Origin of the sequence: Amycolatopsis sp. cg9 (assembly GCF_041346945.1) — a bacterium.
In the GTDB taxonomy this organism is placed as follows: domain Bacteria; phylum Actinomycetota; class Actinomycetes; order Mycobacteriales; family Pseudonocardiaceae; genus Amycolatopsis.
Genome location: NZ_CP166850.1, coordinates 9,654,154 through 9,675,006, shown reverse-complemented (window position 1 = coordinate 9,675,006; position 20,853 = coordinate 9,654,154). Strand labels below are relative to the sequence as shown.

Genomic DNA, 20,853 nt, shown 5'->3' with positions numbered 1-20,853 from the left:
TGTGCCACGACCGTCCACTCGCGACTATCCGGCGTTGACCGGCTTCCCGGACTCCCGTGCCTCCTGCGCCCCGCGCACCGCGAGCCGGTCGGCGCGTTCGTTCTCCGGGTGACCCGCGTGGCCCTTGACCCACAGCCACTCGACCTGGTGCCCGCCGATCGCCGCGTCGAGGCGCTGCCAGAGGTCCGCGTTCTTGACCGGTTCGCGCGCCGCGGTCTGCCAGCCGTTGTTCTTCCAGCGGGGCAGCCACTGCGTGATCCCGTTGCGCACGTACGTGCTGTCGGTGAACACGCGCACCTGCGACGGCCGCGTCAGCGTCTCGAGTGCCCGGATCGGGGCGGTCAGCTCCATCCGGTTGTTCGTCGTCGGCGTGGCTTCGCCGCCGTACAGTTCGCGCTCGTGCTTGCCGTAGCGCAGCACCGCGCCCCAGCCACCCGGACCGGGGTTTCCGCTGCACGCGCCGTCGGTGTAGATCTCCACGTCCACGCGGCGACCCTATCGGTTCCGGCTCTCGCCCAACGCCGCCACGCCGGGTTACGGTGGGGATCCGGAGCGGAGCGGGGATTCTGGCGATGAACGGGCACGACGACACGGCGGACGGGGCGCTCCTGGCCTACCTCGCCGACGCCGATCGCGAGTACCTGCTCGCCAGGGGCACCCGGCGGCGGTTCCGGGCGAACGACGTCGTGCTCATGGAAGGCGACCCCTCCGACCACGTCCACGTGCTGGTTTCCGGCTGGGTGCGGGTGTCCGCGATCGTCGAGGACGGCCGCGAGGTGCTCTTCGGGCTGCGCGGCCCCGGCGAGGTGCTCGGCGACCTCGCGGCCGTGACCGGGCGCCCGCGCACGGCCTCGGTCCGCGCGATCGAACCCTGCACCGTCTTCCAGCTGACCGGGGCGCAGTTCATCGACGTCCTGCACGCCCGGCCCGAGATCGCCATCGCGACGATCAAGACCGTCGCGGCCCGGCTCCGCAACGCCGAGTCCGCCAGGGTCGACTCGGCGGCCCTCGACGTCACCCGCCGGGTCGCGGTGCACCTGCTGCGGCTGGCCGAAGAACACGGGCGGTCCGTCCCGGAGGGCGTGGTCATCGAGGCCGCGCTCTCGCAGACCGACATCGCCGCCCAGGTCGGCGCCGCCCGGCGGACCGTCGCCCGCGCGCTGCGCGTGCTGCGCGAGCGCGGGATCGTCGAGACCGGCCGGCGCCGGATCCTCATCCGCAAGCTGCGCGTCCTGCAGGCCTTCGCCCGTTCTGAGCCAAACGGCACACAAGGGCCGTGACAGCAGGCATCTGACGACCGCCGCGACCCGGCGATGCTGGAACCCGGCCGGGAAAAAGAATGCGATGCCACCGGCCGGATTTCATTTTCGAGCGAGGTCGGGGAGTGCTCGTCGTGAACGTCCACTGCAAGATTTCGACCCTGGTGAAATCGGTCTTCGCCGCGTTCGTGGCCGGTGCCGTCGCGGGATTCGCCGCGGCTGCCGGAAACGCGGTGGAGCCCGCCACTCCGGCGTTCCACGACTCCGCGCCGCTGTCCGCCTCGGCCTGGGTGCTGCGATGAGGAGGTGTGTGATGGAAAGCCACTCGATCTGGGCCCTGATCTTCGGGGCCCGCTGACCCCGCGGAGGGAACCCCGGCCGGCCGGCACGCGGGGGGCCGGCCGGCCGGGCATTCCGCTAATCGCGTGTCCTGGATTTGTCACGTCACCGCCGCCCGCGGCCGCTGGTAATGTGAACAGCTCTTTCCACCGGCGGCGCGGAAGGGGGTGGGATGACGTCGGAGAACTCGTTCCCGTTCGTGCGCGAGCTGAACGAACTGCGCCGCGGCCGCGGGCTCGACGCGGCCGACCTGCACCAGCGGATCGGTCCCTGCCTGCGGGCGGCCTGCGAGATCGCCGACGACGACCCGCCCGCCGCCGCGCGGCACAAGGTCGTGCTGCGGCTGACCGAGCTGTGCGGGCGGCTGCCCGCTGACCTGCGCCTGGCCGCGCTGGCGGCCCTCGGCCTGCACGAAGAGGCGGCCGGCGAGTTCCTCGACCGGCGGATCTCGTGGCTGGCCAGCGTCCTCGACCGCGACCCGCGCACCGCGCGCCGCCGGATCGATCTCGCGTTCCGCCGGCTCGACGAGCTGCTCGGCGCGCCCCCGCGCGAGCGTGACCTGCACCCGCTGGCCGGCTGGTACGTCGAGTCGATGAAGGCGATGCTCCGGCTCGACCGCGACCCGCCGGACCTCCAGGAGGAACGCCGGATCGTCGCGGAGGTCGACGAGCTCGACGAGCTGGTGCTGTCCTTCAGCGCCCCCGCCGAGCCCGGTCTCGACCCGGTGCCCGCCATCGCCGCGGACGTGCTGTTCGGCGGCGAAATCGTCGAAGCGCGCCAGGTTTCGGCGAGCCACGCCCAGTTCGTCATGCGGCTGCCGAGCCCGCTCCGGCTCGGGCAGCGGCACGAATACGGCATCCGCTTCGCGCCGCAACGCTCTTCGCTGCGGCCGTACTACGTCATGACCCCGCTGCGCCGCTGCGAAAAGTTCTCGGTGCGGGTGCGGTTCGACCGCGACGGCCCGCCGGCGCGGGTGTGGCGGCTCAACGGCGTGCCCGGCCGCGTGATCGACGACGGCACCGACTCCGGCGACACGCTGACGGTCAACAGCCTCGGCGAGGTCGGGCTCGAGTTCCACGACCTGCACCAGGGGCTGAGCTACGGCCTGCAGTGGTCGTCCGATCCCGGCGCGGGTTGAGCCGGCCGTGCGCACCGACCCGGTGACCGCGACCGTCGTCCGGCTCGGGATCGTCGCACCGAGCCGGGGGCGGACGGCCCGCGCGGTGCACCTCGGCGCCACCCTCGACGGGGTGCTGGACGAGGTGTTCGAGGGCGTCCCGGTGCCCTACCGCACGCCGACGTGGTTCCGGCGGGCCGAGGGCGACGCCACGACGTTGATCATCCCGCCGACGGTGCCGCGCGGCTGGATCGCGGCGGACCTCGTCGCGCTGCTGGCCGGCGCGCTGCGGCGGCGCAACCGCCACCTCAACGAGTTCGGCAGGCTCCGGCTGCGGGTGGCGGCCGACCACGGCGACGTCGTGCTGCGCCCGCCCCACTTCGGTGGTGCGGCGGTGGCGCTGGCGACCTGGCTGTGCGCGGCCGAGGAGCTGAAGGCGGCGCTCGCGGCGGCGCCGGCGCTGGACCTGCTGCTGATCGTCTCCGACCGCTTCCACACCGCCCTCGCCGACGACCCCGGCTACCGGCGGGTCGTCGTCCCGGCCGGCGGCGAGCGCGAAATCGCCTGGGTGGGCCGCGGTCCGGATACTGGGACGCGGAATACCGGCGCCGGCGGCGGGTTGGCACCGTCGTAGCCGACGGGAAAGGGTCCGCGATGAGCACGTTCACGCAGGAGTGGCAGGACTGGAAGACCCAGCGGGAGGCCGACCTCGCGGCCCCGCACGGCTGGCTGGCGCTGGTGTCGCTGGACTGGCTGACCGAGTCCCCGCGCGAGTACCCCGGCATCCCGGGCCGCTGGTGGCAGGACGCGGACGCGGCGTACGTCGACCCGGCCGGCGCTTCGCTGACGTACGAAGGTGCGCCGGTCACCGAGACCCGCCGGTTCGAGCTGGTCAACAGCGGTGCCGGCACCCGGGTGCTGGCGGGCGACGTCGAGATCGAGGTGGCCCGCCGGTCCGGGTACCTCATCCGCGTGCACGACCCGAAGGCCGAGGTGCTGCGCGCGTTCCACGGCGTCCCGGCGTACGAGCCGTCGCCGTCCTGGGTGCTGTCCGGCCGGTTCGAGCCCTTCGACGCCCCGCGGCCGACGACCGTGGGCGCGGTCGTGGAAGGCCTGAGCCACGTCTACACGGCGCCGGGCGTGGTCCGCTTTTCCCGGGACGGCGAGTCGTACGAGCTGACGGCGTTCAACGGCAAGGACGGCGGCCTCAGCATCCTGTTCACCGACGGGACGAGCGGCGTGACGACGTACGCGGCGAACCGCTCGCTGCCGGTCGGCGCGCCGGCAGCGGACGGTTCGGTGACGCTGGACTTCAACCGCGCGGTCAACCTCCCGTGCGCGTTCACGGACTTCGCGACGTGCCCCCTCCCGCCGGCGGGCAACGACCTGCCGTTCGCGGTGGAGGCGGGGGAGAAGATCCCGTACGAGCGCGGTTAGTGCGCGACGTCGATGACGACCCGGTTGGGCGCGGTGAGCGTGAAGACGTTCACCGCGCTCCGCGCCCGCACCCCGAGCCCGACGGTGAGGTGCGCCTCGAAGTCCCCGGTGACGGCGACGGCCATGACGTTGGCGAGGTTCCGCGTCCGGAACTTCTGCGGCCCGGTGTAGGTGGGCTGCCCGGCGGCGTTGTGCGCGGCGGCGGGGGTGGCGGAGACGGTGATGAAGTATTCGCCGGTGAGCCAGACGATTTCCCCGCTCGGATCGGCGGTGAGCTCGTCGACGAGCTGGTAGCTGACGGCGGGCGCGGGGCCGGAGCTCAGGTCGAGCACGATCCGGTCGAAGCCGGTGTTCAGGCCGGTGCGGATGTTCGTCATGGCCGGGACGACGGGATCGGCGGCCTGGGCGGGAGCCGCGGCGGCGAGCCCGCTCCCGGCTCCGGCGAGCAGGATGGTGATGGCGGCGAGTGCGCGCCGCGTGGGTCTGGACATGGTGGGCCTCCTGGCGGAACGAACCGGTGGAAGTCCCAGCGCTGGGTTTTCGGGGGACGTCCGGTTCGTCCGCGGAGTTGCCCGCGTGTCCGCGATCGTTACCCGGCTGCTCCGAACGTGTCAGCCGCGAACCAGGGAGAAAATCGTCCCGTCGGCCGTGGCGGAGAGCACCTCGGGTGATTCGGGTGTCCGACGCCCGCTTCTCGGCTCGAGCCGGTCGGCGAACGCTTGTTGCGCTTCCATCACGTCGCCGGCGTCCCCGTCGGTGAGCTGGTCGTCGACGCCTTCGTCGATGCCGTACCTGACGGTGAGCCGTTCATTGCCGAAGCCGAACTCGAGGCTGGTGCCGCGCGCGGTTCCGACCGGAGTCTCGAACGTCACCCGCTCTCGTGGCTGCCGCTCGATCCGGTTCTGCATCACTTCGGGTGCCCACCGCTCGATCGCGCCGAGGTTGCCGCCGAAGTCGGCGAGGGCGGCCCAGGAGGCTCGGACGGCGGCATTGGCGATTTCGGCCGCCGAAACATCGACGCGGTCGGATTCGAAGCGAAAGCTCCGGCCGCGATCGATCGATTCCACGTCCACGCTGTAGGACGGTTCGTCGTCGTCGCCCGGATCCACTGCCAGGTACGACGTGCGGCTTTCTCCGGTGACGACGGCCGTGGCCAGACCCTGCGGTACCCGGCCGCCGACTGTGACCCCGTCGAGCTGTCCGACGGCACGAGCGAGCTGGGACACCGCGTTTCCGGCATTCTTCGTCCCCTTGCATTCGAGCACCCGCAGGACGTAACGGCTGCTGTCGCGCCGGTCGGCGCCGATGAGGAGGTAGTCGGCGCGCCGGGCGCCGATGTGCTGGACCGCCGAGTTCGGCCCGAAGACGAAGCGGGCGTCGAGGGCCACATCGATGTCGACCACGCTGCGGAGGGTCGCGGCGCTGGTGGTGTCGAACCAGCGCTTTGCCAGCACGGCACCGAAGCCGATCCCCATCTCTTCGGAGGTGACGCGCCGCTGGTTGCCGGAAATGCGGCGCCCCGCTGCGCTCAGCGCGAGGTTCGGCGAGCGCGAGTGGGAGTAGTCGTGGGCGAAAAAGCCCAGGTAGCGCAGCAGGCCCCACCACAGGTACCGGTCAAGCACGTCGTCCTGGTACCGCGGCCGCGTCACGTAGGACAGCCAGTGGAGGGCTTCGATCGGCCGGAGGGTTATGCCGCCCTCCAGGCCGGCCGCGGGGCAAAGAGCCTTCCGGGGCGGGCTGAACTCCTTGCGCTTCTGTATCTGCCGGATCAGGGCGTCGTCGCTTTGCCCCGGCAGGTGCACCGCCGTATCGACCACGGTGAACGCGTCTTCGAGGTTCATTCCGTTGTCCCCCCTCGCCAGCTGCTATCCGGCTGCTCCCACCGGCTCCCGTGTCAGGTGCTCGAGCCGCAGCGGCCAATCCCACCCGGCGCGTTCGTCCAGCAGCTCCACCAGCTTCGCCCCGTCGACGAGCGTGACCCGATCGGTCTTGCCCGCCAGCTCCTCGGCCGCCCGGGTGAAGGTGCTCGCCGTGACGACGACGCACGCGCCCGAAGCCGTCCCGAGCGCCGAGCGCACCACGTCGACGCCCACCGGCTTCTCGCGCCGGTGGCGGCACTCGACCGCCACTTCCTGACCCGAGTACAGCGCCGCCGCCAGTCTCGAGAACTCGTGCGGACCGAGCTCGCGGAGCAGCTCGCGCCGCGCGTCCGCCGTGGCGGGCAGGCCGATGTACCGCGCCCGGATGAGCGCCTCCGCGTCGTCGGTCGCGTGCGCCACCTCGGCGGGCATCGACCGCGCGTGCGCCACCCGGTACGCCTCGGTCGCCTGCAGCGCCGACCGCGGGTGGTCGGGCAGCAGGTCCAGCACCCACCGGATCCCGGCCCACGGCGGCTGGTCGCTGCGGTTGGCGTAGTAGGCCTCGATCCGCCGGAGGTGGGGATCGCCGTCCGCGGCGCCCGTGGCCCGCGCCGATGCCAGCCGCTCGCGGTCGTCCGGCGTCGCGCAGGACGGCATCAGCAGGTGCCGGAGCACCAGGTCGAACTCCGCCTCCGGGCGGTCCGCCACCGAAGCGACGAACTCGTCCCTCGTCGCTTCGTCCGGAAAGCTCCAGAGCCGCTTCCGCACCGTGCTGGCCGAGCTGTCCGCGTACGCGCGCAGCTCGGTCAGCCAGGTCTCCAGCATCGGCGAATCATCTCTCATGGGTCACCAGCCGCGCTCGCGCCACTCCTCCAGCTTCGCCCGCTCCGCGCCCAGCGTCGAGTCGTCGCCGTGGCCCGGGTAGAACCACGTCTCGTCGGGCAGCTCGTCGAAGACCCGCGACGATACATCCCCCAGCAGGGACTGGAAGTCCTCCGGCGACGTCGTCCGCCCGACCCCGCCCGGGAACAGGGAGTCGCCGGTGAACAGGTGGGGGTGGCCGGCCGGGTCGCGGTAGAGCAGCGCGATCGAGCCCGGGGTGTGCCCGCGCAGGTGGATCACCGAAAGGGTGACCTGGCCCACCGACAGCGTGTCACCGTGCTCGACCAGGAAGTCCGGCGGCACCGGCAGCGGCGGCGCGTCCAAAGGGTGGGCCGCCGTGTTCGCGCCGTTCGCCCCCGCGACCGCGCCCAGCGCCTGCCAGTGGTCCTGGTGCTGGTGGGTGGTGACGACCGTCTTCAGCGCGGGCCGGTCCGGGCCGTGGCCGATCAGGTCGGAGATCCGCTCCGGGTCGTTCGCCGCGTCGATGAGCAGGGCTTCGTTGTCCGCCCGGCACACCAGCAGGTAAGTGTTGTTGTCCATCGGGCCGACGGACAGCTTGGTGATGGTCAGCTCGTCCAGGGTGCGCCGGGTGGCGTCGCCGCCCGGGTCGACGTGCCCGGTGTAGGTGTCCACGATGTTCACCGTGCACACGGTAGTCGTTTCGCTCCAACCGGTTCCACCCGCACAAGCGCGCGGCCGCCCCGCCACGTAGGCTCACGGCGACCCCCAGCCAGCCCGACCTCAGGACGACCGTGCCCACCTCCCCGACGCCGCGCCGGATCAGCTGGGACCTCCTCCGCGTCGTCGCCGTCCTCGCGGTCATCCTCGGGCACGTCACCCACCAAGGCGCGCTGCTGCACCCCGAACTCACGGGGTACCCCTTCCGGGTGACAGCGCAGTTCGGCGCCGCGATCCTGCTGGTGATCTCCGCCTTCTTCGTTTGCGCCGGCCTCCGCAAGGGCAATCCGGGCCGGTGGCTGTGGAACCGCGTCGCGCGCCTCGTACCCGCGTACCTGGCCGCCGTCCTCGTGACCTACGTCGTGACGAGGTGGGCGGCCATCTCCTTCAGCGGCCTGCCCTACCCGCCCGGCGTCACCGGGTTCCTCTTCGGCGTGCCGCAGGGCCCGCCGTCGAACCCGTCGCCCTGGTACATCCCGACCTGGCTGGACCTCCTCGCCAACCTCGGCATGGTGCAGGAGTGGGGGATCCGGTCGGAGACGTTCTACTACCTCGACGGCTCCTACTGGACGCTGCCCGTCCAGCTCATGGCCTTCACCGGCGCCGCCCTGCTGTGGCCGCGGTCGTGGCGCACCCACCGGCTGACCGTCGCCCTGCTCTGGGCGCTGATCCTGGTGCCGCTCGCGCTGCGCTTCCTGGTCTTCCCGCCGGGGACGGCGAGCCCGGTCGTCGAGACGTTCTACTACGGCCTCGGCCTGCACCGGCTGCACGTGTTCGCCATCGGCGCCGCGATCTGGCTCTGGTCGCGGCGCCGGCTCGCGACGTGGCACGCCGCGCTGTTCGTGGCCGCCGCCGTCGCCGCGCAGGACCTGCAGGTCTTCCCGTTCCACGTCGCGCTGCCGCAGGACGCGCTGCGCTGGCCGTCCACGATCGGGTTCGCCGTGCTCCTGCTGCTGGTCTGCGTGGCCGCCCGCGGCCCGGACTGGCGGTTCCCCGGGCTGGCGCGGATCGCCCCGGCCGTCACCTGGCTCGCGGGCATCTCGTATGGTCTTTACCTGGTGCACCAGGAACTGGGCTACGTCCTGGCCCGCGCTCTGCTCGACCTCGGCCTCCCCGGCTGGCTGCGGCTTCCCCTGGTCGTCGGCGCCGCCGTGCTGGCCGGCTGGGCGGTCACCGCGGGGGTCGAACGCCCGGCCCACCGGTGGCTCACCAGACGTCGAAAGCCCGAAGAACCGCAGGTCAAGGACGCGGAACCCGTTTTTGTCGGTGGTGGCTCGTAGCATGGATCGCGGCCGCCCGTGCATCTTGAGACCGGGTCGGCGACCGCACTGAAGAAGACATTGAGAGGACCCTGGCGTGGCTGATCGCCTCGTTGTTCGCGGTGCCCGCGAGCACAACCTCCGCGGCGTGGATCTCGACCTGCCCCGCGACAGCCTGATCGTGTTCACCGGCCTGTCCGGGTCGGGGAAGTCGAGCCTCGCCTTCGACACCATCTTCGCCGAGGGGCAGCGGCGCTACGTCGAGTCGCTCTCGGCGTACGCCCGGCAGTTCCTCGGGCAGATGGACAAGCCGGACGTCGACTTCATCGAGGGCCTCTCGCCTGCGGTGTCGATCGACCAGAAGTCCACTTCGCGCAACCCGCGTTCGACCGTCGGCACGATCACCGAGGTCTACGACTACCTGCGCCTGCTCTACGCCCGCGCCGGCAAGGCGCACTGCCCCAAGTGCGGCGAGGCGATCAGCAAGCAGACCCCGCAGCAGATCGTCGACCAGGTGCTGGAGATGGACGAAGGAGTCCGCTTCCAGGTGCTCGCGCCGGTGGTGCGCGGGCGCAAGGGCGAGTACGTCGACCTGTTCGAGAACCTGCAGCAGCAGGGCTACGCGCGCGTGGTCGTCGACGGCACGGTCCACTCGCTGACCGACCCGCCGAAGCTGAAGAAGCAGGAAAAGCACCAGATCGGCGTGGTCATCGACCGGCTGAGCGTCAAGTCGAGCTCGCGCCAGCGCCTCACCGACTCGGTCGAGACGGCCCTGCGGCTGGCCGACGGGCTGATCGAGCTCGAGTTCGTCGACCTGCCGGAGAACGACCCGCACCGCATCCGCGGCTTCTCCGAGAACCTCGCCTGCCCCAACGGCCACCCGCTGGCCATCGAAGACCTCGAGCCCCGCTCGTTCTCCTTCAACTCGCCCTACGGCGCCTGCCCCGAGTGCACCGGCATCGGCATCCGCAAGGAGGTCGACCCGGAGCTGGTGGTGCCGGACGACGAGCTGTCCCTGGCCGAGGGCGCGATCGCGCCGTGGTCGGGCGGGCAGAGCGCGGACTACTTCATCCGCCTGCTCGAGTCGCTGTCGGAGACCATCGGGTTCCGCATGGACACCCCGTGGCGGCGGCTGCCCGCGCGGGCCCAGAAGGCGGTGCTGCACGGCGTCGACGAGCAGGTCCACGTCCGCTACAAGAACCGCTACGGCCGCCAGCGCTCGTACTACGCGGCCTTCGAGGGCGTCATCCCGTTCCTCGAGCGGCGGCAGGAGCAGACCGAGTCCGAGTACATGCGCGAGCGGTACGAGGGCTACATGCGCGAGGTGCCGTGCCCGTCCTGCCAGGGCACCCGGCTCAAGCCGGAGATCCTCGCGGTGACGCTGGCGCACCAGACCCGCGGTGACATGTCGATCGCCGAGGTCTGCGCGCTGTCCATCGCGGAGGCGTCGCAGTTCCTCGACGAGCTGGAGCTGGGGCAGCGCGAGGCGATGATCGCCGGTGCGGTGCTCAAGGAGATCCAGGCACGGCTGCGCTTCCTGCTCGACGTCGGCCTCACGTACCTCTCGCTCGACCGCGCGTCGGCCACCCTTTCGGGTGGTGAAGCGCAGCGCATCCGGCTGGCCACGCAGATCGGGTCCGGCCTGGTGGGCGTGCTGTACGTGCTCGACGAGCCGTCGATCGGCCTGCACCAGCGCGACAACCACCGCCTGATCGAGACGCTGACGCGGCTGCGGAACCTGGGCAACACGCTGATCGTCGTCGAGCACGACGAGGACACGATCCGCTCGAGCGACTGGGTGGTCGACATCGGCCCGGGCGCGGGCGAGCACGGCGGCCACATCGTCCACAGTGGACCGTACAAGAAGCTGCTGAAGAGCAAGGAATCGCTGACCGGGCAGTACCTGTCCGGCCGCCGGAAGATCGACATCCCGGCGATCCGGCGGCCGATCGACAAGAAGCGGCAGCTGACCGTCGTCGGCGCGCGCGAGCACAACCTGCGCGGGCTGGACGTCTCGTTCCCGCTCGGCTGCCTGGTCTCGGTCACCGGCGTGTCCGGCTCGGGCAAGTCGACCCTGGTCAACGACATCCTCGCGACGGTGCTGGCGAACAAGCTCAACGGTGCCCGCCAGGTGCCGGGCCGGCACACCCGCGTGAACGGCCTCGGCAACGTCGACAAGCTGGTGCGCGTCGACCAGTCGCCGATCGGGCGGACCCCGCGGTCCAACCCGGCCACCTACACCGGCGTCTGGGACCACGTCCGCAAGCTGTTCGCGGCGACCACCGAGGCGAAGGTCCGCGGCTACCAGCAGGGCCGGTTCTCGTTCAACGTCAAGGGCGGCCGCTGCGAGGCGTGCGCCGGCGACGGCACGATCAAGATCGAGATGAACTTCCTGCCGGACGTCTACGTCCCCTGCGAGGTCTGCAAGGGCGCGCGGTACAACCGGGAAACCCTCGAGGTGCACTACAAGGGCAAGACCGTCTCCGACGTGCTCGACATGCCCATCGAGGAAGCCGCGGAGTTCTTCGAGCCGATCAAGGCCATCCACCGCCACCTGCAGACGCTGGTGGACGTCGGCCTCGGCTACGTCCGGCTCGGGCAGCCCGCGCCGACGCTCTCGGGCGGCGAGGCACAGCGCGTCAAGCTGGCCAGCGAGCTGCAGAAGCGGTCGACCGGCAAGACGGTGTACATCCTCGACGAGCCGACGACCGGCCTGCACTTCGAGGACATCAACAAGCTGATCGGCGTGATCAACGGCCTGGTCGACAAGGGCAACTCGGTGATCGTGATCGAGCACAACCTCGACGTGATCAAGACGTCCGACTGGATCATCGACATGGGCCCGGAAGGCGGCTCGGGCGGTGGCACGGTGATCGCCGAGGGCACGCCGGAGCACGTCGCCGGGGTCGAGGGCAGCTACACGGGCGAGTTCCTGCGGACGGTCCTCAACCCGGAGTGACGGCTCACCGCTCCTTCCCGGTGGTCTGGTGCACCACCGGGGAGAGCGGGCCGTAGTGCAGCGTCCGGAGCCGGAAGGCCGAGCCGGCCTCGCCGGGCAGCAGCGACAGCGCGCACGTCGTCGCGTCCGGATCGGTCACCGCCACCGGGTCGAAGTCCGGCGCGCCCGGCCGCCGGATCTCCAGGAGGAAGCCGGCTTCGTCGCTCGAGCGGTCGGCCCACGTGAACGTCACCGTGTCGCCGGTCGGTACCGCGTGCAGCTCGGTCGAGACCGGACCGGTGAACGGCTGTTCCCGGTAGTAGAACGGCGTCTCCGGGATCAGGTCCGGGTGGTGGTAGCTCGTCGTGTGGGCGGGGAGGAACCGCAGTGTCGTCCACGGACCGGCCGGGTCGTTCGCGTACTCGACCCGGTGCCCGGCGGCGTCGTCCGGCCAGCTGAGCACCACGTCCGTGGGTGAGGTGAGCGTCGCGCTGAAGGGCGCCGGGGCCGGGGCGGCGCAGCCCGCGGCCAGCAGCGCGGCGCAGAGGAGGGGTTTGGCGGGCACGGCGGCTCCCGGGACGAGCGGGGCGGCGGTGCGAACGCGACCAGCCTAGGAACCCGCCCGTCCGGCGACAAGATCGTGCCGATCACCGGGACGCACCAATCCGCCGCCGCCGCGGCGCCGAATCGCGCGCAACCCCGGCTGAACCGTTCTCCGCGACCGTCCGTGTTACCCGGTGTCGAGGTCCGCCGGACGGCGGTGCCGCCCTCACCGAGGAGAGAACGTCATGAACCGTATCCGGCCCGTCGTCGCAAGCGCCGTGGCGCTCGTCGCCGTCGCCACGTTGTCCGCCTGCGGCGAGATGGCCGACGGCGCCCAAGGGCCGCAACACGGTGAGCCGGGGCACAAGATGCTCGCGGTCGCGACGATCAACGGGGTCGGCGCGGTCGTCACCGACGCCGACGGCAAGACGCTCTACCGGTTCGACAAGGACCTCTCGCAGCCGCCGACGTCCAACTGCGACGGTGAGTGCGCGACCGCGTGGCCGCCGATGCTCGCCGGGGTGGCCACGCCGATGCTGAAGGGCATCCAGGACACCCAGGTCGGCACGACGACCCGCAAGGACGGCAGCAAGCAGCTCACGCTCAACGGCTGGCCGCTGTACGAGTTCTCGGGCGACAAGGCGGCGGGCGACCTGAACGGCCAGGGCGCGAACGGCACGTGGTTCGCGGTCGCTCCTGACGGCAGCAAGGTGACCGCGGGCGGCAAGGCCGGCGGCTCCGGGTACTGACCACCGACGGATTTCCGGGCAGAACGAGGAAGGACGGGCAGCCGATGAACACCATGGTCGCGCTGCGCTCGGCGCACGCACCGCCGGTGGCCCCGCGGGTTGCAGTACTGTCCTCGCCGACTCAGAACACCGTCGGGAGGACGAGGGTGGCCATAGGAGGCAGGCGGCCTAAGAAGGCCAAGGGCGAGGACTTGATTCGGCAGCTGTACGCCGAACACGGGCGGAGCCTGCTGGCCTACGCGACGAGGCTGACCGGTGATCGGGCGGCGGCCGAGGACGTGGTCCAGGAGACGCTGGTCCGAGCGTGGAAGCACGCGGACGACTTGCAGAACGACGGGAAGGGCTCGGTGCGCGGCTGGTTGCTGACCGTCGCGCGCAACCTGGTCACCGACCGGGCCCGCGCCCGGGCGGCGCGGCCCCAAGAGGTGGCCGAACCGGCCGAAGGCGTGCCGACACCGGCCGTCGAGCGCGATCACGCCCAGGGCGTGGTCGACTCGATGACGGTGCTCGGCGCGATGGACGGCCTGTCGAACGAGCACCGAGAGGTCCTGGTGGAGATCTACTACCGGGGACGGACGGTGGCCGAAGCGGCGAGAACACTGGGCGTCGCACCGGGTACCGTGAAATCAAGGTCTTACTACGCACTGAGAGCACTGAGAGCAGCGATGATTTCGAGCGGAACGGAGGTGGCGCGATGAACTCGGTCGACGAGAGTCACACGCAGCTCGGCGCGTACGCCCTCGGCGCGCTCGACCCCGGGGAGGCGGCCGACTTCGAGCGGCGGCACCTGCAGACCTGCGCGCAGTGCCGGTTCGACCTGAACGAGCTGGTGGCGTTGCGCGAGTCGCTCGACGAGGTGCCGCCCGAGGCGTTCCTCGACGGGCCGCCCGAAGGCGGGGACCTGCTGCTGCAGAAGACCCTGCGCCGGGTGCGCGACGAGGAGCAGGCGGCCCCGGCCACCCGCTCGACGTCGAGGCGGGGCCTGGCCCTGGTCGCGGCGGCGGTGCTGGTGGTGGCCGCGCTCGGCGGCGGGGTCCTGGTCGGACGGCAGACGAGTTCCACGCCCGACCTCGCGATCCCCATGCCGCAGCCGGACGTCCCCGGCACGAAGAGCGTCGAAGGCCGGGATCCGACGACCGGCGTGCAGCTGGCCGCGTCGGTGAGCCCGTTCCAGGGCTGGGTCCGGGTGAACGTCGCCGTGAAGGGCGTCCAGGCCGGGGAGAAGTGCTTGCTGCAGGTCACCACCAAGGGCGGCCAGTCCGTGACCGCCGGCAGCTGGCAGGTGTCGGAAAAGTGGGAGAGCCAGGGCTTCTCGCTCGACGGGTCCGCGCTGGTCGCGCCCGACGACGTCAAGTCGGTCGACATCGTCACGGTGGACGGCCGGAAGCTGGTCTCGGCCCAGGTGTGACGGGCTTGGCGGGCGCGAGCTACCGGTTCCGCAGCACGTGGCTGCTGCCGGGAACCGTGCCCGAGCGGGTGTTCGGCGTGGTCACCGACCTCGCCGGCTACCCGCGGTGGTGGTCGGACGTCCGCGCGGTGCGCCGCGTGGACGACGACACCGCCGAACTGGTCTGCCGGTCCCGGCTGCCGTTCCGGCTCGTCGTCCGGATGCACCGGGACCACCAGGACGAGCGCACGGGCCTGATGCGGGTCAGGCTCAGCGGCGACCTCGACGGGGTACTGGCCGGTGCGGTCCGCGCGGCGGGCGCGGGCACACTGCTGGAGATCACCCAGGACGTCCAGGCCCGCAAGGAGTTGCTGCGGCGCCTCGACGCGGTGGCCCGGCCGCTGTTCCGCGCGAACCACGCGCTGATGATGCGGCGGGGCCACCGCGGACTTTCTTCCTACCTCGCCTGATCACCCGGCCCCGAACACCCCAATGTGGCGTTGGTTGCGTCCAGCGCACCCAATGTGGCGTTCGGTGCGTCAGACGCACCGAACGCCACATTGGGGCGCTTGAGGCGGGTCAGGCGCGACCGGCGGTGCAGACCGCGGGCTCGGCCTCGGAAACCGGGGCGGCGGCAGCCGGGGGAGCGGCGGAGGCCGCCGGAGCGGGGGCCGGGCGGGTGCGGCGGGTCAGGACGAAGCCGCCCAAGGCCACCGCGGCCACCAGGAAGCCCGCGCTGACCCCGTACGCCAGCCGGAACCCCGCCGCCAGCGCCTCCCGGTGGTCGCCGCCCAGGCTCGCCGTGCGGGACGCGGCCACCGAAGCCAGTACCGCCGTGCCGATCGCCGCGCCGACCTGCTGGGTCGTGGTGATCAGGCCCGACGCCACACCAGCGTCCTCGGCCGGGACGTCCGCCATCGCCAGTCCCATCAGCGCCGGGATCGCCGCGCCCGCGCCCAGGCCCATCACCAGCAACGGCGGCAGCACGCCGGTGAAGTAGGAATCCGACACCTGAGTGAGCAGCACCAGGCCGGCGATCACCAGGCCGAGCCCGGCCAGCAGCACCGCGCGCGGCCCGAACCGCGCGGCGAGCTTGTCCGCGAACCCGAGGGACGCCACCGCGATCACCAGCGGGACCGGCAGGAACGCGACGCCGGTGCGCAGCGCGTCGAGGCCCAGCACCTGCTGCAGGTACAACGCCGTGACGAACTGGAAGCCGAGCATGCCGGCGACCATCAGCACCATCATCAGGTTCGCGCCGGTCACCGCGCGGATCCGGAACAGCCGCAGCGGCAGCAACGGCGTACGCGCCTTCGCCTGCCGCAGCACGAACGCGGCCAGCAGGACGACCGCCACGGCCAGCGCGCCCCACGCCGCGGACGAGATCGCGTACACGCCGAGCATCACGGCGCCGGTGACCAGCAGCGCGCCGAGCACGTCCAAGCCCGCCCGCAGTCCCGTCCCGCGGTCCGGCGAAACGACCCGGACGGCCAGCAGCAGCGCGGCCACGCCGATCGGCAGGTTGACGTAGAACGTCCAGTGCCAGCTCAGCGCCTGCGTCAGCGCGCCGCCCGCGATCAGCCCGATCGACGCGCCCGCCGCCTGCGTGAAGCTGTACACCCCGATCGCCTTCGCCCGGGCCCGCGGCTCCGGGTACATCGTGACGATCATCCCGAGCACCACGGCCGACGCGAGCGCCCCGCCGACGCCCTGGGCGAACCGTGCCGCGACGAGCACGCCCGCGTCCGCCGAGAGCCCGGCGACCAGGGAGGCGGCGGTGAACAGCACCAGCCCGCCGAGGAAGACGCGGCGGCGGCCGAGCAGGTCGCCGAGCCGGCCGGAGATCAGGAGCAGGCCGCCGAACGCGACCAGGTAGGCGGTGACCACCCAGGCCAGACCGGTGGGGGTGAACCCGAGGTCGGCCTGGATGGCGGGCAGCGCCACCGCGACGATGCTGCTGTCGAGCACGACCATCAGCGAGGCGGCGCACAGCACCGCCAACGCGAGGCCGCGGGAGCGGGTGGGGTGGTTCTCGGCCATCGGAGGCCCCTCCAGTTGAGTTCCCCCTGGTCGTCGCCAGGGCACTTCTTGTAACAGTGCCCATCATGTGTGACCATGGGTGCCCGCGTAAGGAGGCACTTCCATGTCCCAGGGGAACATCGGTGTACCTGTCCAGGTCACGGAGATCGACCCGGAAAAACTCGATGTCTGCACGGTGCTGGAGGTCATCAACCGGATCAGCGGGAAGTGGGCGATCGGCATCCTCCTGGAGGCCATCCGCGGGCCCGTGCGGTTCACCGAGCTGGAACGCGCGGTCAACGGGATCAGCCGCCGGATGCTCACGCTGACCCTGCGCAACCTCGAGCGCGACGGGCTCCTGGAGCGCACGATCTACCCGACGGTCCCGCCGCGCGTGGAGTACGAAGCCACGCCCATGGCGAAGGAGCTGTACCAGTCGCTGAGCGGCCTGCTCGGCTGGGCGGAGCGGCACCGCGAGGACATCGCCGCGGCGCGGGTCGTCTACGACGGCCACGCGGCCTGCTGAAACCCCCCGCGAAACGGGGAACGGGCCGCGGTGCGAGGTCGGGGAGACTCGCACCGCGGCCCGCGGTGGCTCGTGCTCAGCGGGGGCATGAGCACGAACGTCGAAGGGTGTTACTTCGCGACGGCTTCCGCCGGTTCCCGCTCTTCGTCGACCATCGTGGCTTCGTCGAAAGGTGCCTGCCCGGCGAACACGCGCTGGGCCTGTTCCCGGTCGAACTCCTTCGTCCAGTTCCCGATGAGGACGGTCGCGACGGCGTTGCCGGCGAAGTTCGTCAGCGCGCGGGCCTCCGACATGAACCGGTCGATGCCGAGGATGAACCCGACGCCGTTGACCAGTTCCGGCCGGTGCGACTGCAGGCCGCTGGCCAGGGTCGCGATGCCGGAGCCGCTGACGCCCGCGGCGCCCTTCGACGCGATGATCATGAAGACCAGCAGGCCGATCTGCGCGCCGATGGACAGCGGCTCGTCCTGCGCCGCGGCGATGAACAGCGTCGCCATGGTCAGGTAGATCGCGGTGCCGTCGAGGTTGAACGAATAGCCGGTGGGCACGGTGATGCCGACGACGGACTTGTCGACGCCGAGGTGCTCCATCTTCGCGATCAGCCGCGGCAGCGCCGATTCCGACGACGACGTCGAGAGGATCAGCAGGAACTCGCGGCCGAGGTAGCGCAGGAGCTTCAGGATGTTGACCCGGGCGCCGAACCAGAGCACCAGCCCGAGGATCACGAACACGAACACCAGGCAGGTCGCGTAGAACCCGATCATGATCACCGCGAGGCTCTTCAAGGCGGCCCAGCCGGTCGCGCCGACCACCGCGGCGATGGCGCCGAACGCGCCGATCGGGGCGGCCCACATGATCATCGCCAGGATCCGGAAGACCAGCTTCTGGAGGTGCTCGACGCCGCGCAGGATCGGCGCGCCCTTCGGGCCCAGCTTCTGCAGCGCGAACCCGACGAGCAGCGCGACCAGCAGCGTCTGCAGCACTTCGCCTTCGGTGAAGGCGGAGACCAGCGTCTTCGGGATGATGCCGAGCAGGAAGTCGACCGGGCCCTCGGCGCCGGTGGCGGACTTCTGGACGCTCTTCACGTCGGCCGGGTTGAGGTGCAGCCCGGTGCCCGGGTGCAGGAGGTTGCCGACGACCAGGCCGATGGCGAGCGCGAAGGTCGACATGACGATGAAGTAGACCAGCGCCATCACGCCGACCTTGCCCACCTTGGCCGCCTTCGCGACCGAGCCGACGCCGATGACGATCGTGCAGAAGATGATGGGGGAGATCATCATCTTGATCAGGTTGACGAAGCCGTCGCCGAGGGGCTTCAGTCCCTTGGCGAAGCCCGGGAAGAGGAAGCCCACCAGGATCCCGAGCAGGACCGCGACGATCACGGCCAGGTACAGGTAGTGGGTCTTGTCCCGCTTGCGCGGGGTCTCCTCGGTGGTCGGTGGGGTCGGCACCGTTGCCTCCAACTCAGGGGTGTTCCAGGTTGCGGCACACTGTAGGCGCACTTCGGTGACCCGGCTCACTTGTGTTCATTGAGTTCGCGCGACCGTCCCGTTCGGACACCGGGGAGCGCGTGTGCTGGTATGAGGAGGTGCCCCCGACGATGCGGTCCCGCTGGAGCCTGGCCCGCCAGCTGCTCGTGCTGCAGCTGGTGGTGCTCTGCGTGCTGGCCGGCGCCGGCAGCACGTTCGCCTACCTCGACGCCTCCCGTGCGGTGAACGAGAACGCGCGCGACCAGGTCCGCGCGATCGCCTCGGCGGTGGCCGACGCCCCGACCGTCGCGGCCGCGGTGGCCGCACCGGACCCGAGCGCGACGCTGCAGCCGTTCGCCCTGCGCGTGCAGGCCGACACCCACGTCGACTTCATCACGATCATGAGCCCGGCCGGGATCCGCTACACCCACCCGACTGCGGCGCTGATCGGCGGGCACTACATCGGGACCATCACGCAGGCGCAGCAGGGACAGCCCTACACCGAGACCTACACCGGCTCGCTCGGCCCGTCGGTGCGCACGGTCGTGCCGGTGTTCGGCCCGGGGCAGCGGGTGGTGGCGCTGGTCGCTGTCGGGATCACCGTGGCGGCGATCTCGGCCGAGCTGCGCGAACGGCTCTGGCCGCTGTTCGGCGTCGCCGGGGCGGTCCTGGTCGTCGGGGCGCTGGGCGGCTGGCTGATCAGCGCGCGGCTGCGGCGCCAGACCCGCGGGGTCGCGCCGGACGAGCTGAGCAACCTGTTCGAGTACCACGAAGCCGTGCTGCACTCGGTCCGCGAAGGAGTGCTGCTCGTCGGCCGGGACGGGCGCATCGGCCTGTGCAACGACGGCGCGCGCGCCCTCCTCGGTCTCGGCGCCGACCCGGTCGGGCGCGAGCTGGCCGACCTCGGGCTGCCGGACGAGCTGGCGGAGGCGTTCACCTCGGCGGAGAACCGGGCCGAGGAACTGCACCTGACCGACGCCCGCGTCCTGCTGGTCAGCACGACCGCCGTCCGCTCGGGCGGCCGCGCGCAGGGCACCGTCGTCGTACTGCGCGACCACACGGAACTGCAGACGCTGACCGGGGAGCTGACCACCGCGCGCGGCCTCGCGGAGGCGCTGCGGTCGCAGGCGCACGAGGCGGCGAACCGGCTGCACACGGTCGTTTCCTTGGTGGAGATCGGAAAACCCGAGCAGGCAGTGGAGTTCGCGACCGCCGAGCTCGCGCTGGCGCAGGAGCTGACCGACCGGGTCGTCGGCGCGGTCGCCGAACCGGTGCTGGCCGCGCTGCTGCTGGGCAAGGCCGCCGAGGCGAGCGAGCGCGGGGTCGAGCTGACCGTCACGCCGGACACCGTGATCGACGACGTCTCGCTCGGGGTCGCGGCCCGCGACCTGGTGACCATCCTCGGCAACCTGATCGACAACGGCCTCGACGCGGCGGTGCGCGGCAGCGGGCACCCGAAGGTGGTCGTCACGGCCCGCACCGAAGACGACGGCTTGCTGCTGCGCGTGGCCGACTCCGGGCCCGGCGTCCCCGAGGACGCCGACGTGTTCCGCCGCGGCTGGTCGACGAAGGCGGAGGACGGCCACGGTCTCGGACTGGCGCTGGTCGGGCAGGCGGTGCGCCGCTACGGCGGCTCGGTCGACGTCGGCCGGGACGGCGGCGCGGTGTTCACCGTGCGGCTGCCGCGGCGGGAGGCGGACCGGTGATCCGGGTGCTGGTGGTGGAGGACGAGCCGGTGGCGGCCGAGGCGCACCGCGTCTACGTCGAACGGCTCCCGGGCTTTTCGGTGGCCGGCGTGGTCCATTCCGGCGGCGAAGCCCTGCGGTTCTGCGAACGCGAGCCGGTCGACCTGGTGCTGCTGGACTTCTACCTGCCCGACACGCACGGCCTGGCGGTGTGCCGCTCCCTGCGCGCGGCCGGCCTCCCGATCGACGTCATCGCGGTGACGTCGGCGCGGGACCTCGGGCTGGTGAAGGCGGCGGTGTCGGTCGGGGTGGTGCAGTACCTGCTCAAGCCGTTCACGTTCGCGACCCTGCGCGAGAAGCTGGAGCGCTACGCGGAGTTCCGCGACGCCTCCGGCGAGGTGACCGGCCAGGCCGAGATCGACCGGGCCCTCGGCGCGTTGCGCACGACCGAGCAGCCGCCGCTGCCCAAGGGCATGAGCGTCCAGACCCTGGAGGCGATCCAGGACGCGCTTTCCGGAGCGGCGGAAGGCCTTTCCGCGGGCGCGGCGGCTTCGGCGATCGGTGCTTCGCGGGTGACGGCCCGGCGGTACCTGGAGTACTTGGCGGACAACGGGATGGCCCACCGCGAACCCCACTACGGCCAGGTCGGGCGCCCGGAGGTCTGGTACCGCCTGACGCGGGCCTGAGCTATGCGCTTTGTCCCCCGC

General features: G+C 71.6%; 22 protein-coding genes. 14 read left to right on the top strand and 8 right to left on the bottom strand.

What is annotated here, in order from left to right; translation table 11 throughout:
* Positions 1-24: 24 nt before the first annotated feature.
* Positions 25-486 carry a ribonuclease HI gene (rnhA, locus tag AB5J73_RS44390; RefSeq protein ID WP_290053998.1) on the bottom strand — a complete coding sequence of 154 codons (462 nt, stop codon included), beginning with the start codon at positions 484-486 and terminating at the stop codon, positions 25-27.
* A gap of 86 nt (positions 487-572) precedes the next feature.
* Between rnhA and AB5J73_RS44385 the strand changes: the two genes are divergently transcribed.
* The 5 genes from AB5J73_RS44385 to AB5J73_RS44365 all read left to right on the top strand — a co-directional run bounded on the left by AB5J73_RS44385 (position 573) and on the right by AB5J73_RS44365 (position 4,152).
* Positions 573-1,280 (top strand): Crp/Fnr family transcriptional regulator, encoded by a 708-nt coding sequence (locus AB5J73_RS44385; RefSeq protein WP_370965538.1) that lies wholly within the window; start codon positions 573-575, stop codon positions 1,278-1,280.
* Positions 1,281-1,384: 104 nt separating this feature from the next.
* Entirely contained in the window at positions 1,385-1,561 is a 177-nt protein-coding gene (locus AB5J73_RS44380) for a hypothetical protein (RefSeq protein WP_370965536.1), read from the top strand.
* A 209-nt stretch (positions 1,562-1,770) separates the two neighbouring features.
* Positions 1,771-2,736 carry a hypothetical protein gene (locus tag AB5J73_RS44375; RefSeq protein WP_370965534.1) on the top strand — a complete coding sequence of 322 codons (966 nt, stop codon included), beginning with the start codon at positions 1,771-1,773 and terminating at the stop codon, positions 2,734-2,736.
* Positions 2,737-2,743: 7 nt separating this feature from the next.
* On the top strand, positions 2,744-3,349 hold the full coding sequence (locus AB5J73_RS44370) for a hypothetical protein (RefSeq protein ID WP_370965532.1): 606 nt from the start codon (positions 2,744-2,746) through the stop codon (positions 3,347-3,349).
* Between the two features lie 20 nt (positions 3,350-3,369).
* Positions 3,370-4,152, top strand: a complete 783-nt coding sequence (locus tag AB5J73_RS44365; protein WP_370965530.1) for a DUF1684 domain-containing protein — start codon at positions 3,370-3,372, stop codon at positions 4,150-4,152.
* On the opposite strand, the gene AB5J73_RS44360 is transcribed toward AB5J73_RS44365, so the two are convergent.
* The 4 genes from AB5J73_RS44360 to AB5J73_RS44345 all read right to left on the bottom strand — a co-directional run bounded on the left by AB5J73_RS44360 (position 4,149) and on the right by AB5J73_RS44345 (position 7,535).
* Complete coding sequence (locus AB5J73_RS44360; RefSeq protein WP_370965528.1) at positions 4,149-4,643, bottom strand: hypothetical protein; 495 nt, start codon at positions 4,641-4,643, stop codon at positions 4,149-4,151. The genes AB5J73_RS44365 and AB5J73_RS44360 overlap by 4 nt on opposite strands.
* A gap of 120 nt (positions 4,644-4,763) precedes the next feature.
* Complete coding sequence (locus AB5J73_RS44355; RefSeq protein ID WP_370965526.1) at positions 4,764-5,993, bottom strand: hypothetical protein; 1,230 nt, start codon at positions 5,991-5,993, stop codon at positions 4,764-4,766.
* Positions 5,994-6,017: 24 nt separating this feature from the next.
* On the bottom strand, positions 6,018-6,836 hold the full coding sequence (locus AB5J73_RS44350) for a restriction endonuclease (protein ID WP_370965524.1): 819 nt from the start codon (positions 6,834-6,836) through the stop codon (positions 6,018-6,020).
* A 21-nt stretch (positions 6,837-6,857) separates the two neighbouring features.
* Positions 6,858-7,535 (bottom strand): MBL fold metallo-hydrolase, encoded by a 678-nt coding sequence (locus AB5J73_RS44345; protein ID WP_370965522.1) that lies wholly within the window; start codon positions 7,533-7,535, stop codon positions 6,858-6,860.
* Between the two features lie 110 nt (positions 7,536-7,645).
* Here AB5J73_RS44345 and AB5J73_RS44340 point away from each other — a divergent pair, with 110 nt between their 5' ends.
* Both AB5J73_RS44340 and uvrA read left to right on the top strand, forming a co-directional pair.
* The gene (locus AB5J73_RS44340) at positions 7,646-8,851 is read left to right on the top strand and encodes an acyltransferase family protein (protein WP_370965520.1); all 1,206 of its coding nucleotides are present in this window, start codon (positions 7,646-7,648) and stop codon (positions 8,849-8,851) included.
* Positions 8,852-8,927: 76 nt separating this feature from the next.
* Positions 8,928-11,789: an excinuclease ABC subunit UvrA gene (gene uvrA / locus AB5J73_RS44335; protein WP_370965518.1), complete on the top strand. Its 2,862-nt coding sequence runs from the start codon at positions 8,928-8,930 to the stop codon at positions 11,787-11,789.
* A gap of 4 nt (positions 11,790-11,793) precedes the next feature.
* Here uvrA and AB5J73_RS44330 read toward each other — a convergent pair whose 3' ends face one another.
* On the bottom strand, positions 11,794-12,333 hold the full coding sequence (locus tag AB5J73_RS44330; protein WP_370965516.1) for a fibronectin type III domain-containing protein: 540 nt from the start codon (positions 12,331-12,333) through the stop codon (positions 11,794-11,796).
* 223 nt (positions 12,334-12,556) lie between these two features.
* On the opposite strand from AB5J73_RS44330, the gene AB5J73_RS44325 reads away from it, so the two are divergent.
* The 4 genes from AB5J73_RS44325 to AB5J73_RS44310 all read left to right on the top strand — a co-directional run bounded on the left by AB5J73_RS44325 (position 12,557) and on the right by AB5J73_RS44310 (position 14,917).
* Complete coding sequence (locus AB5J73_RS44325; protein ID WP_370965514.1) at positions 12,557-13,060, top strand: hypothetical protein; 504 nt, start codon at positions 12,557-12,559, stop codon at positions 13,058-13,060.
* Between the two features lie 146 nt (positions 13,061-13,206).
* Positions 13,207-13,758 (top strand): sigma-70 family RNA polymerase sigma factor, encoded by a 552-nt coding sequence (locus AB5J73_RS44320; RefSeq protein ID WP_026469270.1) that lies wholly within the window; start codon positions 13,207-13,209, stop codon positions 13,756-13,758.
* Positions 13,755-14,468, top strand: coding sequence for an anti-sigma factor (locus AB5J73_RS44315; RefSeq protein WP_370965512.1), 714 nt, complete (start codon positions 13,755-13,757; stop codon positions 14,466-14,468). Before AB5J73_RS44320 ends, AB5J73_RS44315 begins: the two co-directional genes overlap by 4 nt.
* 5 nt (positions 14,469-14,473) lie before the next feature.
* On the top strand, positions 14,474-14,917 hold the full coding sequence (locus tag AB5J73_RS44310) for an SRPBCC family protein (RefSeq protein WP_370973512.1): 444 nt from the start codon (positions 14,474-14,476) through the stop codon (positions 14,915-14,917).
* 109 nt (positions 14,918-15,026) lie between these two features.
* Here AB5J73_RS44310 and AB5J73_RS44305 read toward each other — a convergent pair whose 3' ends face one another.
* Positions 15,027-16,487 carry an MFS transporter gene (locus AB5J73_RS44305; RefSeq protein WP_370965510.1) on the bottom strand — a complete coding sequence of 487 codons (1,461 nt, stop codon included), beginning with the start codon at positions 16,485-16,487 and terminating at the stop codon, positions 15,027-15,029.
* A 103-nt stretch (positions 16,488-16,590) separates the two neighbouring features.
* Between AB5J73_RS44305 and AB5J73_RS44300 the strand changes: the two genes are divergently transcribed.
* On the top strand, positions 16,591-16,992 hold the full coding sequence (locus AB5J73_RS44300) for a helix-turn-helix domain-containing protein (RefSeq protein WP_285479989.1): 402 nt from the start codon (positions 16,591-16,593) through the stop codon (positions 16,990-16,992).
* Between the two features lie 110 nt (positions 16,993-17,102).
* Here the strand turns inward: AB5J73_RS44300 and AB5J73_RS44295 are convergent, their stop codons facing one another.
* Positions 17,103-18,443, bottom strand: coding sequence for a cation:dicarboxylate symporter family transporter (locus AB5J73_RS44295; protein ID WP_370965508.1), 1,341 nt, complete (start codon positions 18,441-18,443; stop codon positions 17,103-17,105).
* A 149-nt stretch (positions 18,444-18,592) separates the two neighbouring features.
* Between AB5J73_RS44295 and AB5J73_RS44290 the strand changes: the two genes are divergently transcribed.
* Entirely contained in the window at positions 18,593-20,167 is a 1,575-nt protein-coding gene (locus AB5J73_RS44290; protein ID WP_370965506.1) for an ATP-binding protein, read from the top strand.
* Entirely contained in the window at positions 20,164-20,832 is a 669-nt protein-coding gene (locus AB5J73_RS44285; protein ID WP_370965504.1) for a response regulator, read from the top strand. Before AB5J73_RS44290 ends, AB5J73_RS44285 begins: the two co-directional genes overlap by 4 nt.
* The last annotated feature ends 21 nt before the right edge of the window (positions 20,833-20,853 follow it).

Coding starts and splice junctions, on each gene's coding strand:
- AB5J73_RS44385 (WP_370965538.1), top strand. CDS start 573: ATGAACGGGCACGACGACACGGCGGACGGGGCGCTCCTGGCCTACCTC.
- AB5J73_RS44375 (WP_370965534.1), top strand. CDS start 1,771: ATGACGTCGGAGAACTCGTTCCCGTTCGTGCGCGAGCTGAACGAACTG.
- AB5J73_RS44365 (WP_370965530.1), top strand. CDS start 3,370: ATGAGCACGTTCACGCAGGAGTGGCAGGACTGGAAGACCCAGCGGGAG.
- AB5J73_RS44360 (WP_370965528.1), bottom strand. CDS start 4,643: ATGTCCAGACCCACGCGGCGCGCACTCGCCGCCATCACCATCCTGCTC.
- AB5J73_RS44355 (WP_370965526.1), bottom strand. CDS start 5,993: ATGAACCTCGAAGACGCGTTCACCGTGGTCGATACGGCGGTGCACCTG.
- AB5J73_RS44350 (WP_370965524.1), bottom strand. CDS start 6,836: ATGCTGGAGACCTGGCTGACCGAGCTGCGCGCGTACGCGGACAGCTCG.
- AB5J73_RS44325 (WP_370965514.1), top strand. CDS start 12,557: ATGAACCGTATCCGGCCCGTCGTCGCAAGCGCCGTGGCGCTCGTCGCC.
- AB5J73_RS44315 (WP_370965512.1), top strand. CDS start 13,755: ATGAACTCGGTCGACGAGAGTCACACGCAGCTCGGCGCGTACGCCCTC.
- AB5J73_RS44305 (WP_370965510.1), bottom strand. CDS start 16,487: ATGGCCGAGAACCACCCCACCCGCTCCCGCGGCCTCGCGTTGGCGGTG.
- AB5J73_RS44300 (WP_285479989.1), top strand. CDS start 16,591: ATGTCCCAGGGGAACATCGGTGTACCTGTCCAGGTCACGGAGATCGAC.
- AB5J73_RS44290 (WP_370965506.1), top strand. CDS start 18,593: ATGCGGTCCCGCTGGAGCCTGGCCCGCCAGCTGCTCGTGCTGCAGCTG.